The organism is Paenibacillus taichungensis (assembly GCF_003287275.1).
Lineage (GTDB): Bacteria > Bacillota > Bacilli > Paenibacillales > Paenibacillaceae > Paenibacillus > Paenibacillus taichungensis_A.
Window position 1 is genome coordinate 40,430 of sequence record NZ_QEVW01000025.1, and the last position, 13,002, is coordinate 53,431.

The 13,002-nt window shown below is 46.5% G+C and carries 9 protein-coding genes and 1 tRNA gene; 2 read left to right on the forward strand and 8 right to left on the reverse strand.

What is annotated here, in order from left to right; genetic code table 11:
- Positions 1-20: 20 nt before the first annotated feature.
- From yihA to DC345_RS27625, 8 genes are all read right to left on the reverse strand, one after another.
- A complete protein-coding gene (yihA, locus tag DC345_RS27590) occupies positions 21-674 on the reverse strand; it encodes a ribosome biogenesis GTP-binding protein YihA/YsxC (protein WP_113055880.1) in 654 nt (217 codons plus the stop codon).
- Between the two features lie 156 nt (positions 675-830).
- Positions 831-3,170 carry an endopeptidase La gene (gene lon, locus DC345_RS27595; RefSeq protein WP_113055881.1) on the reverse strand — a complete coding sequence of 780 codons (2,340 nt, stop codon included), beginning with the start codon at positions 3,168-3,170 and terminating at the stop codon, positions 831-833.
- Between the two features lie 86 nt (positions 3,171-3,256).
- Entirely contained in the window at positions 3,257-5,011 is a 1,755-nt protein-coding gene (lonB, locus tag DC345_RS27600; RefSeq protein ID WP_113055882.1) for an ATP-dependent protease LonB, read from the reverse strand.
- 169 nt (positions 5,012-5,180) lie between these two features.
- On the reverse strand, positions 5,181-6,278 hold the full coding sequence (gene ispG, locus DC345_RS27605) for a flavodoxin-dependent (E)-4-hydroxy-3-methylbut-2-enyl-diphosphate synthase (RefSeq protein ID WP_113055883.1): 1,098 nt from the start codon (positions 6,276-6,278) through the stop codon (positions 5,181-5,183).
- A 123-nt stretch (positions 6,279-6,401) separates the two neighbouring features.
- Positions 6,402-7,655 (reverse strand): ATP-dependent protease ATP-binding subunit ClpX, encoded by a 1,254-nt coding sequence (clpX, locus tag DC345_RS27610; protein WP_063566713.1) that lies wholly within the window; start codon positions 7,653-7,655, stop codon positions 6,402-6,404.
- A gap of 12 nt (positions 7,656-7,667) precedes the next feature.
- A complete protein-coding gene (gene clpP / locus DC345_RS27615) occupies positions 7,668-8,258 on the reverse strand; it encodes an ATP-dependent Clp endopeptidase proteolytic subunit ClpP (RefSeq protein ID WP_024633993.1) in 591 nt (196 codons plus the stop codon).
- 377 nt (positions 8,259-8,635) lie between these two features.
- A complete protein-coding gene (tig, locus tag DC345_RS27620; protein ID WP_113055884.1) occupies positions 8,636-9,976 on the reverse strand; it encodes a trigger factor in 1,341 nt (446 codons plus the stop codon).
- A 135-nt stretch (positions 9,977-10,111) separates the two neighbouring features.
- Positions 10,112-11,089, reverse strand: coding sequence for a hypothetical protein (locus DC345_RS27625; RefSeq protein ID WP_397333771.1), 978 nt, complete (start codon positions 11,087-11,089; stop codon positions 10,112-10,114).
- Positions 11,090-11,279: 190 nt separating this feature from the next.
- Here DC345_RS27625 and DC345_RS27630 point away from each other — a divergent pair.
- Both DC345_RS27630 and DC345_RS27635 read left to right on the forward strand, forming a co-directional pair.
- A tRNA-Arg gene (locus DC345_RS27630) sits at positions 11,280-11,353 on the forward strand.
- A gap of 292 nt (positions 11,354-11,645) precedes the next feature.
- On the forward strand, positions 11,646-12,878 hold the full coding sequence (locus tag DC345_RS27635; protein ID WP_113055885.1) for a CynX/NimT family MFS transporter: 1,233 nt from the start codon (positions 11,646-11,648) through the stop codon (positions 12,876-12,878).
- Positions 12,879-13,002: the final 124 nt, after the last annotated feature.

Genomic DNA, 13,002 nt, shown 5'->3' on the forward strand with positions numbered 1-13,002 from the left:
CGAAATGCCGTAATTCCCGGTTATCCGTTAATTTGGGAGTCTTCGTGATTTTCCTCAGCCTGTGGCTCTTCTTCCGCTGAAGCTTGACCGATTCCGGCAAAGCGGGTAATGATCTCCCATAATTCTTCTTTTCCTATACCTTCTTCTGAAGAAAACGGTACAAACAGATCACCTGGACGAAGATCCAGCCCTTGCTTGATGATTTTGATATGTTTTGGTCGACGTGTTTTGGGGATCTTGTCCAGTTTGGTTGCTACCACAACGAGAGGAAGCCCATGATGACGCAGCCATTCATTCATCATTTTGTCATCCTTGGATGGTTCGTGTCTGATATCCACCATCTGCATAACGAGCTTCAATTCCTTGCGCTGCAATAGGTACTTCTCCATCATCTTACCCCAGGCAAAACGCTGCTCTTTCGATACCTTGGCATAGCCATAACCCGGAAAATCGACAAAGTAGAGATCCTGATTGATCTTATAATAGTTCAGTTGCTGGGTCTTACCAGGGGTAGAACTTGTCCGTGCCAAGTTTTTGCGATTAATCAAACGGTTGATCAAAGATGATTTCCCTACATTGGATCGTCCCGCCAAGGCAATCTCGGGCAGGCCGTCCTCGGGGTATTGTTCAGGCCGAACGGCACTGATAATAAATTCGGATTGATTTACTTTCATAATGTATCTTTCCTCTCTTTAACTCCTGTGCTCTGACTTAGAGCTGTTGTTGGTATTATGCCATGGATTGTTCTATCATACCAAAAAAACCGTTCCAGCGGACGCCAAAGCTTCCGCAGAACGGTTTACTCTTCATACGATCCCTGGTTTAACGAACTACAGGTGTAATCCTGCCTGTTCCACAAGCGCATGTTGCAGCACTTGATCCATATGAGCTACGGGGACAAATTCCACATCTTCCTTGATACTGTCCGGAATATCCCGCAGGTCCCGTTCGTTATCCTTGGGCAATAATATTTTTTTGTAACCGGCGCGATGGGCCGCCAGTGATTTTTCCTTAAGTCCGCCGATTGGCAACACACGGCCACGCAGCGTTATTTCACCAGTCATGGCAATGTCTTTGGAGACATGTTTGTTCGTTAAAGCAGAGATCAATGCAGTCGCCATTGTAATTCCTGCAGATGGTCCATCCTTCGGAATGGCTCCTTCCGGAACGTGGATATGGATATCGTTCTTCTCGTGGAAGTCGGACGGAATGCCAAGCTGTGCAGCTTTGGATCGGGTGTAGCTGAATGCCGCCTGAGCCGATTCCTTCATGACATCGCCCAATTTACCCGTCAGCGTCAGCTTGCCTGTTCCAGGTACAACGGTAACCTCGATCACGAGGGTATCTCCACCTACTTCCGTCCACGCCAGTCCCGTCACCGTACCAATCTGATCTTCCAGTTCGGCCATACCATAGCGGAATTTACCCGGACCAAGATAATCCTTCACTTCATCCGGTGTAATGTTAATCTGACCTTCCGCACCAGAGACGATGTTTTTGGCTGCTTTCCGGCACAACGAAGCCATCTGCTGTTCCAGATTCCGCACGCCGGACTCTCGTGTATATTCACGAATGACACGCAGCAAGCTGTCATCCCCGATATTCAGTTGGTCTTCTTCCAGGCCATGGTCCTGTTTCTGTTTCGGCAGCAAATAGTTTTTGGCGATTTGCAGCTTCTCCAGCTCAGTATACCCCGGAATATTGAGCATCTCCATCCGGTCCAGAAGCGGACGTGGAATGTTATGCACTGTGTTGGCAGTTGTAATAAACATAACGTTAGATAAGTCAAACGGCAACTCTACAAAGTGGTCACTGAACGTGTTGTTCTGTTCGGGATCAAGTACTTCAAGCAACGCTGCGGAAGGGTCTCCACGGAAGTCGGAAGCCATTTTATCAATCTCGTCCAGCAGGAACACCGGATTGAGTGAACCCGCTGTCTTCATGCCCTGAATGATACGGCCTGGCATTGCCCCCACATAGGTACGACGATGACCGCGAATTTCCGCTTCATCTCGCACGCCACCCAGCGATATTCTAACGAATTCGCGTCCAAGGGATCTGGCGATGGAGCGGGCAAGCGATGTTTTGCCGACCCCTGGAGGTCCAACAAGACAAAGGATCGGTCCTTTAAGCTTTTTCACCAGCTTCTGAACAGCCAGATATTCAAGCACACGTTCTTTCGGTTTTTCCAAACCGTAGTGATCTGCATTTAGCACATCTTCAGCCTTCTGAATATCCAGATCATCGGCTGTCATCTGCGTCCAAGGCAGTCCCAGCAGCCAATCCACATAGTTGCGGATAACGCCGCCTTCGGCAGAACTTGATGGCATTTTCTCCAGTCGATCAATTTCTTTCTCAACCTTTTCCTTCACCTTGTCCGGCAAGTCAAGAGCCTCCATCTGATTTCGGAGTTCCTCCACCTCGCCAGCACGGCCTTCTTTCTCGCCCAGCTCTTTCTGAATCGCCTTCATCTGCTCCCGCAGATAGTATTCTTTCTGGGTTTTCTCCATCTGTTTCTTCACGCGCTGGCTGATTTTGCGTTCAAGCTCCAGTACTTCCCGCTCATTGTTCAGGATGTCCAGCAACTTCTCCAGTCGTTCACGAACGTCAATGGTCTCCAAAATCTCCTGTTTGTCCTTGATCTTCAATGACAGGTGACTGGTGATAACATCAGCCAAGCGACCGGGTTCTTCAATATCGGACACAGCCGCAAGTGTCTCAGGTGTAACCTTTTTGGACAGATTAATATAATTTTCGAACTGGTTCAGAACTGTACGCATCAGTGCATCCGTTTCCGGATGGCTGTTCTCCTCTTCAGGAAGCTCTTGAGCCAGAACCTCATAGTATTCCTCGTTGTCCGTATATTCAATGATTTCAGCCCGTTCCAAGCCTTCCACAAGTACACGAATCGTCCCGTTTGGAAGCTTCAGCATCTGTCTGACTTTGGCAACGGTTCCGATTCTGAAAATATCTTCTTGTGTTGGTTCTTCAATATTTACCTCGGCTTGGGAACATAGGAGAATCAAATGTTCTTCTACCATCGCTTTTTCTAAAGCCTTGACCGATTTCTCCCGGCCCACATCGAGATGCAGTACCATACTCGGGTAGACGAGAAGTCCTCTTAAAGGCAGTAAAGGAAAACGACGACCTTTCGCTTTGCTCGGTCCCATCGCTTTCGCACCTCCAATGGCTCTCAGGTTGTAGTCATTCATTATTCTATCAAATGTTCACATAAAAAACCAATGAAGGGAAGCGCTTAGCAGCTTCCCGAATCTGTAACCTGTCCTGGACGGGGCAAGTCAGCACGTAAATAGGATGCGGATGCCGGCGGAAAAATCTCCGGTGCAGGTGTCGCTGTATCCTCCGCAAGGTTGATTTGTTTGGCTTGCTCCTCATTAGGCACCCAGTCAAATACTTCTCGGAATACGTCTTCAACGGTATCGACCGGGATAACCCGTAAGCCATCCAGATTTTCAAAAATGGACTGCCAGTTCTCTGCAGGGATTATGACTGTCTTAGCACCCGCCTGGAATGCAGCCTCCACTTTGGCGAGTACACCGCCGATCGGTTTTACCCGGCCATGAATACTGATCTCGCCAGTCATCGCTGTCTCATGGTCAATCGGACGCCCCTGGATGGCTGATGTAATGGCAGTTGCCATAGCAATCCCGGCAGATGGACCATCAATTGGCGTTCCACCTGGGAAGTTGACGTGTAAATCATAATCGTTAGGACGAATACCCATGGCCTTTAATACGGTTAACACATTTTCAACCGAGCCTTTAGCCATGCTTTTTCGCCGGAGAGTGCGCGAACCGCCTCCAATCTCTTCCTCATCCACAACTCCTGTAATGTTAATCCGTCCCTGATCTCGTAGAGCCGGAACAGCAGATACTTCGATCTCCAAAATGGTGCCCATATTCGGTCCATATACGGCCAAGCCATTCACAAAACCGATCTGTGGCCGCAAAGGTACCTTGCGATCTGGCCGGGGTTGAATCTGGCTGCTGCCAGCGACCCATTCCACATCCGATGCCTGCAGCGTTTCACGTTTTTCAGTCAACGCTAGCCCAGCAGCGAGCTGAATGATATTGACCGCTTCACGGCCATTGGTTGCATAGCGTTTAACCACATCAACTGCTTCTGGACATGGACTGAATCCGATTTTCTGAACGGCATCTTCCGCGATTTGTCCAATCTCTTCGGGCAGCAATGGACGGAAATAGACCTCCATGCACCGCGAGCGTAAGGCTGGAGGCAGTTCATGGGGCGAACGAGTCGTCGCTCCGACCAGACGAAAATCGGCTGGCAGACCATTTTGAAAAATATCGTGGATATAAGCAGGAGTATGCGTGTCTTCCGAGTTATAGTACGCACTTTCCAAAAAGACCTTGCGATCCTCCAACACTTTCAGCAGTTTATTCATTTGAATGGAATGCAATTCACCAATCTCATCAATAAAAAGCATCCCTCCATGCGCTTTCGTAACGGCACCGGGTTTCGGCTGAGGAATACCAGCTACGCCCATTGCTCCTGCTCCCTGATAGATCGGATCATGCACTGAACCAATCAAAGGGTCAGCAATACCCCGTTCATCAAAACGCGCCGTCGTGGCGTCGAGTTCCGTGAATTTGGCGTCAGCCTTGAAAGGAGATGATGGATTCTTTTTGGCTTCTTCCAAAACCACCCTTGCCGCAGCTGTTTTCCCTACCCCTGGGGGGCCATATATAATGACATGCTGTGGGTTAGCACTGCATAGCGCTGCTTTAAGGGCGCGGAGTCCGTCTTTTTGCCCTACAATATCATTAATGGTTGCCGGACGTGTCTTTTCTGCCAAGGGCTTAGTGAGTGAAATAGAGCGCAACTTCCGCAGCTTCTCCAGTTCCTTGCGGGATTCACGCTCCACCGCACCGCGATTCGTTTTCTGACCACGAAGCAAATTCCAGAAATACAAACCGATCACCACACCAAAAAATAACTGAATCATCATTATGACCATACCAAATTCCATGTCTCAACATCCTCCTGTTCTATCCCTATTCTCATATGAGATCATGCTAATACTTGGTAGTATAGCCTTTTCACCGAGACGTAAACGGGTGATCAGGAAATTGTATGTTTGAGAACAAAAAACAGCCCGTCATTGCTGACGGACTGTTACAAAACGTTATATATATCAATCAGTGCGAGCGGCCAGGGATAACTCCTGTCGTTTCATAGGACTCCACGATTTTGTCAATCTCTTTTTTCAATTCCTCAACCATAATTTCTTCCGGAACTTTACGGATCATTTTACCATGACGGAACAACAAGCCTTCTCCACGTGCACCGGCAATACCGATATCCGCTTCTTTGGCTTCACCCGGACCGTTAACGGCACAACCCAACACCGATACTTTGATCGGCACCTTGAGTTTGGAGATATACTCTTCCACTTCATTCGCAATGGAGAACAGATCGATATCCAAACGCCCACAGGTAGGACAGGAAATCAACGTAGCTGCATTGGAAATCAGACCAAAGGTTTTGAGCAGGTCACGAGCGACCTTGATTTCCTCAACCGGGTCTGCACTAAGCGATATCCGCATCGTCGAACCAATACCCATCGATAACAAGGCACCCATACCGGCAGAACTTTTGATTGTACCAGAGAACAACGTACCCGCTTCAGTAATACCCAGATGCAACGGATATTTGATGATTTCAGCCGCTTTGGAATAAGCCTCAATCGCCATCGGTACATCCGATGCTTTGAGAGACACGATAATATCGTGAAAATCCAATTCTTCCAAAATACCAATGTGATAAAGTGCACTTTCTACCATAGCATCAGCTGTTGGGTAACCATATTTCTCAAGCAAATGGTTTTCCAGAGATCCTGCGTTTACCCCGATTCGAATCGGAATACCCTTCTCTTTACAAGCTTTGACGACTTCCTCTACTTTCGCACGTTTACCGATATTGCCGGGATTAATCCGTACTTTATCGATGCCGTTCTCAATCGCAAGGAGCGCCAGTTTATAATTAAAATGGATGTCCGCCACGAGCGGAATATGAATCCGTTTTTTGATTTCCTTGATGGCTGCTGCAGCTTCCTCATTGTTCACTGTTACACGCACCACTTGGCAGCCTGCTTCTTCCAAACGCAAAATCTCTGCCACGGTTGCCTCAACGTCTGCCGTTTTCGTTGTACACATGCTCTGGATGATGACCTCGTTGCTGCCACCAATCGTTAAGTTACCCACTTTTACGGGTCGTGTATCTTGTCTTAAAAACATGAGTGATTTCTCTCCCCACAACGTCAAAGCTCCACCCTGACAGAGACATGAATTCGCCTTCTGCCAGGAGTGGAGAACTGACAAGTCTATATTTCAGTGTTGAAACGGAATATTCACCTGTAGTTAGGCACTTTCTTCCTGCTTGTCGTCCTTGGATTGGCTCAGTTCAGGCACGACTCTCTTCTCAACGACCTCTTCGGTAATGACACAGTTCGTAACATCATCACGGGAAGGCACTTCGTACATAATCTCAAGCATAATGCCCTCGATAATTGCGCGCAGTCCACGTGCACCCGTGTTACGTTTAATGGCTTCTTTCGCAATCGCAAGCAATGCGCCTGGTTCGAACACCAGATTCACATTATCCAGTTCAAGCAATTTTTGGTATTGTTTCGTAAGCGCATTTTTTGGTTCGGACAGAATCCGTACCAATGTATCTTCGTCCAGCGGCTCCAAAGTGGAGATAACTGGCAAACGGCCTACAAACTCCGGAATCAAACCGAATTTCAGCAAGTCTTCCGGCAATACCATACCCAGGTATTCACCTGGTTTAAGATCTTTTTGTTCCGCAACGGTGTTAAAGCCGATAACTTTTTTACCGATCCGGCGTTTGATCATTTGCTCCAGACCATCAAAGGCACCGCCACAAATGAACAAAATGTTGGTGGTATCAATCTGGATGAATTCCTGATGAGGATGCTTACGACCACCTTGTGGTGGTACAGAAGCTACAGTTCCTTCCAGAATTTTAAGGAGCGCCTGTTGGACACCTTCACCCGATACATCACGTGTAATGGATGGGTTCTCGGATTTACGCGCTACTTTATCAATTTCATCGATATAAATAATGCCGCGCTCTGCTTTTTCCACATCATAATCAGCAGCTTGAATCAGCTTGAGCAGAATGTTCTCTACATCTTCGCCGACATAACCTGCTTCAGTCAATGAAGTTGCATCAGCAATAGCAAAAGGAACATTAAGGATTTTAGCCATCGTTTGCGCAAGCAACGTTTTACCAGAACCCGTAGGCCCTAACAGCAAAATGTTACTTTTTTGCAATTCAACATCCTCAATCTTACTTTGCGTGTTGATCCGTTTATAGTGGTTATAAACCGCTACAGACAAAGATTTCTTTGCCTGATCCTGTCCAATGACATATTGGTCTAGAATATCACGGATTTCTTTCGGTTTTGGAATATCTTTGAGGTCCAGTTCTTCGTCATGACCGAGCTCTTCCTCAACGATTTCAGTGCACAGTTCGATACATTCATCACAAATGTAAACGCCTGGTCCAGCGACCAGCTTGCGCACCTGTTCCTGAGATTTACCGCAAAAAGAGCATTTCAGTTGCCCTTTCTCATCGTTAAATTTAAACATGAAACCACCCCTTTAGGAATTGATCGGTCTGCTGAGCACCTGGTCAATAATGCCGTACGTTTTGGCTTCTTCAGCACTCATGAAAAAGTCACGGTCTGTATCCCGCTCGATTTTCTCAAGGGGTTGACCTGTACGATCGACGTATATTTGATTCAGTTTCTGACGTGTTTTAATAATCCATTCTGCGTGAATTTTGATATCCGCAGCCTGTCCTTGAACGCCGCCAAGCGGCTGATGAATCATTACTTCGCTGTTAGTCAGCGCATATCGTTTGCCAGGAGCACCGGCTGTCAGCAATAACGAGCCCATGCTTGCTGCCATACCTACGCAAATGGTCGATACATCCGGCTTGATATATTGCATCGTATCGTATATACCCATCCCTGCGGTGACAGAACCACCAGGTGAATTAATGTACAAGCTGATATCCTTCTCAGGATCGTCGGCTGCCAAAAACAAAAGCTGCGCTATGACAAGATTGGCTACATCGTCATCAATCGCACTGGTTAAAAAGATAATGCGATCCTTCAGCAAACGCGAATATATATCGTAAGACCGCTCGCCTCGATTGGTTTGTTCAACAACCATTGGCACCAGACTCATGAGACCAACCTCTTTTCTACATGTAATTAGACATAGGCTACCTGTAAAGCAAACCCAAATTCATTCTAACACGTTCCTGTGACAATGTCATTTTTCACAAGTGGTGTCAAGAGGGAGTGAGTTTACTTTTTTGCCTGATCATATTTAACCATGTTTTCTATGTATGTGCAAATCGGAGCAATCCTATGCCGTTTCACCTTTTTTTATTTGCAGGAGAAGCATAGGACGCTGGATATGCATAACCAATACCGCGACAATTTTCCATCCATATTATTACTGAATCATCTATAAAATGGATGCCATAATTTAAAAATAAGGCACGCAATGATTCACGTGCCTTATCGTTTATTCAGCTGCTCATTACATAACAGCTTGTCTTATTTTTCGTCAGCTTCTGCAGCAACTTCTTCAGCTGGAGCTTCAACAGCTTCAACGACTTTGCTGTTCTCAACGAGAACATCGATCGTTTTACGCAGTTTCACTTCGTCACGAAGGCTGTCCAGGGAACCATTACCCTCGAGAATGCCACGAATCTCTTCAGCAGGACGCTTGTAAGACTCAGCCATTTTTTCGAGTTCTTGGTTAACTTCTTCGTCAGACACTTCGATGTTTTCCGCTTTACCAACTGCTTCAAGAACCAAGTTGTTGCGAACGCGTTTGGAAGCATCTTCCTGCATTTGTCCTCTCAGGTCAGCTTGTGTTTGACCAGAGAAGCTCAGGAACATTTCCAGGTTCATACCTTGGTTGCGAAGACGGTTGTCGAAATCACGCATCATGTTTTGTACTTCGCTGTCAACCATTGCAGAAGGAATGTCCACTTCAGCATTTTCAGCCACTTTTTCTACAACAGCATTTTCTTGAGCTGCTTTGGCTTCGTCTGCTTTACGGGATTCCAATTGTTTTTTCAGATCAGCTTTGTACTCTTCAAGCGTATCGAATTCACTAACATCTTTAGCAAACTCGTCATCCAATTCAGGAAGTTGTTTACGTTTGATTTCATGTACTTTCACTTTGAATACCGCTTGTTTGCCAGCCAGTTCAGCTGCATGGTAGCTCTCTGGGAAAGTCACTTCAACGTCTTTGAAGTCGCCTGTGGACAGACCCACAACTTGCTCTTCAAATCCTGGGATGAACGTGTTGGAACCAAGTTCCAAAGAATAACGCTCAGCTTGTCCGCCTTCGAACGGTACACCATCAACGGAACCGTCAAAGTCGATTACAGCAACGTCGCCGTTTTGTGCAGCACCTTCGTCGATAACAACGAGTTCTGCGTGACGTTGTTGAAGACGCTCGAGCTCTTCAGTCACTTCAACATCAGTTACTTCGTGTTTGGCTACAGCAACTTCAACGCCTTTGTAGTCACCCAGTGTAACTTCTGGTTTAACAGTTACTTTCGCTTTGAACTTGAATACTTGTCCTTTAGCGAATTGTTCGATATCTACATCAGGACGATCAACCGGGAAGATATCCGTTTGGTCGATTGCTTCTGTGTAAGCTTCAGGAAGCAAAATGTCAATTGCTTCTTGATACAAGCTTTCCACACCAAAACGAGCTTCGAAGATTGAACGTGGAACTTTACCTTTACGGAATCCAGGTACGTTTGCTTGTTTAACTACTTTATTAAAAGCTTTGTCGAGTGCTGCAGTTACACGATCTGCACCCACTTCAACCTCAAGAACCCCAAGGTTCTTCTCTATCTTTTCCCAAGTTGCTTTCATTGTATACTTTCCCCTCCAAAATTCGCATGTTCACGTAGGCAATCACGTACAAAATAACCATTTTAGTATAAACAAGATTAGATTCTTTTTCAAGGGGAATCCCTTGATACGGTTTGAGGAAAACGTTTCCGGCTCCTATTGACCGTCCAAACCGGCAGAAACAAACTGCTTCATCGATCGATATGCTTGCTCCAGACGAAAGCGCATCGCCCCTGTCACAGCATACATTGAGCGAGTATCTTCCTCGTCATGCGAACCGCCCAGACTGTCTGCAACGGTCATATGTAGAGCGGCTGCCCATATATCTGTCATGGAATCATTTTCTTCCAACATGGACATGTAATCACGTGTTCCGTACACGGCCATGACATATTGAATCCACAGTTCTTGTGCAAAATAAAAGAGTGTAGGTTCATGAACCTCCGTCTGATCTGCCACCCTTTCAAGAATCTGAACAATCTGAATCGGGAAATCCTCAGGTCTAAGTGGAACCGTATCAATCTCCACTTCAACAGGTTCTTCCCCACGAGTAAACGCAATAATGCCTTGAACACCTCGGCGTCGTAATGTCTGAAGCACACGGAACTGAAGTAAAGGATGCAGTGTCTTGTCTTTGAGCCAACCGGTAAGCGAATCATCGATTTCTGGCCGATCGAGATATGCAAGCTGCTCCAGCGCCAGCATCGTTTGTTCAGATAAAGGTTCCTCCATTACGGTACGAAGAAGTTTATCAGCATAGCCGTCATCCTGCTCAAGTTTGGATCGGGCATGTTGACGTGCCATGTCCTCTTCGCTGATTTCCTCTTCCTCCCGCTCTTCACGAACCTCGGGTAAATCTTCCCCATAATGAGGGAATGCAGCTTCGAGCCATTCGAGCAACGCTCGCCATTCGTCGTAATGCCGTTCCTCCTGCCCTTGGCATTGCAGCAAAAAGCGAAGCAGGTCCATCGCTTCACCATAGCGTTCATTTTCTAGCATGACCGTCAATTGAATCTGGTAATAGTCCAGCGTCTTAGGAAACAGCACGATATTGTTACTGTGCTCGGTTTCCGGGGTCGTGGATTCCTTAATAGGAGCACCTCCTCTGTATCCTGAATCTCCAGTCGCAATCAACCATAAATAGATGTATATTAAACGAAAGTCGATCTATTTTTTGAGTTCTTCTGATATTCTAACATAACCCTAATTATAATGAAAAAAACGTTACCGCCGCCAAATATCATATACGAAAAATAGTTTAAAATAAAATGTTTGATATTCATCATTATTTATGATAAAATCAATTTTGCTTGAAAAAATCCATGTCTCAGTAGCTCAGCTGGATAGAGCAACGCCCTTCTAAGGCGTCGGTCGGGGGTTCGAATCCCTCCTGGGACGTAACAAAGAAAAAGCTTCCTTCGGGAAGCTTTTTTTTTGCGTTCTGGGGATGAGAACCCCAATGGTTCGTCGGAGCCTAAGCTTCGGGAGCACAACTTCGCAGTCTCGACTGCAAGGAGAGTATCCCTCCTGGGACGTATTAAAGAAAAGCTTCCTTCGGGAAGCTTTTTTTGCGTTCTAGGGATGATTAATACGTTAATCGGCTGATGTTGACACGGGATGTTATGCTTGTTTATGTATATGTATGTATCAAAGTATACATATTAGACAAATAAACTTTAGGAGATTTACCATGCCATCATCTTTACATCAAAATGCCCCTGACCGCTCTGAAGTCGATAATTCATCGTCAGCATCCATGAAACTTGGACTCTTGCTGGCAGGCATTATCGTTATCGCAGCAACCATGCGTTCACCTATTACGGCAACAGGTCCAATTGTGGAACTGATCCGTACAGATACAGGTATAAGTCATACGTTGGCAGGCTTGCTTACCTCTCTTCCTTTGCTTGCCTTCGCGGCAATCTCTCCGTTCGCCCCACAATTGGCGCGAAGATTCGGACTAGAAACCGCTCTGTTAACTGCCATAATTCTCGTGACCATAGGTGTATCCCTCCGGTTTATGCCCTCTGTTCCCGTTCTCTTTGCAGGAACAGCGATCCTTGGATGTGGGATTGCCCTGAGCAACGTATTGCTGCCCAGTCTGATCAAAAGGGATTTCCCATTGCGAGTGGGACTCGTTACCGGACTTTATTCCGTGTCCATGAATATATGGGGCGCTATCGCCTCAGGAATCAGCGTCCCAGCTGCAGGCTTAACCTCCATGGGTTGGCACGCTTCACTGGGCATGTGGGCGATACTGTCCATTCTAGCCCTGATTCTCTGGCTGCCTCACGTCCGATCTGGACGTCGCGGTGAAGTTTACGTGGCTTCGAGAACGGAAGCGAAGCCGGTTCGTCTTATTACCTCTCCCTTAGCCTGGTATGTCACATTGTTCATGGGACTGCAATCTTTAATTTTTTACACTACAATTACCTGGTTGCCCGAGGTTTTATCTGATCAAGGTTTCAGTTCCTCTTCAGCAGGCTGGATGTTATCCCTGATGCAAATGGTTAGTGTACCAGTAACGTTCATCGTTCCCATTCTCGCTGGTCGAATGAAAGATCAACGTAAGTTGACAGCAATTACAGGGTCATGTCTGATTCTGGGATACGCATTCCTTTTAAGTGGTATTTCCTCGCTGGTAACCATTGGTGTTGCTTTAGCCGGCGTTGGAGCAGGGGCTTCGTTCGGACTTGTAACCATGTTTTTTGTACTGCGTACGTCCGATGCAAGACAGGCTGCGGGACTTTCAGGTATGGCTCAATCCTTTGGGTATATGCTGGCAGCTGTCGGACCTTTGCTGTTCGGCGTGCTTCATGATTGGACACAAGGATGGACCCTTCCCTTGCTAGTACAGGTTCTCCTTGCCATTGTATTACTAGTCGCAGGTATAAATGCCAGCAAGAATCGAGTGATCGGTTAGATTAATTACGCTCCCCTTATGAGTGACAGGCTAACAAAACCTGTACTCATGAGAGGAGCGTTTTATTATTGACGGACTTTCATGTGAACTATATTCAATTTACAACTAACAGGACAACGAATAG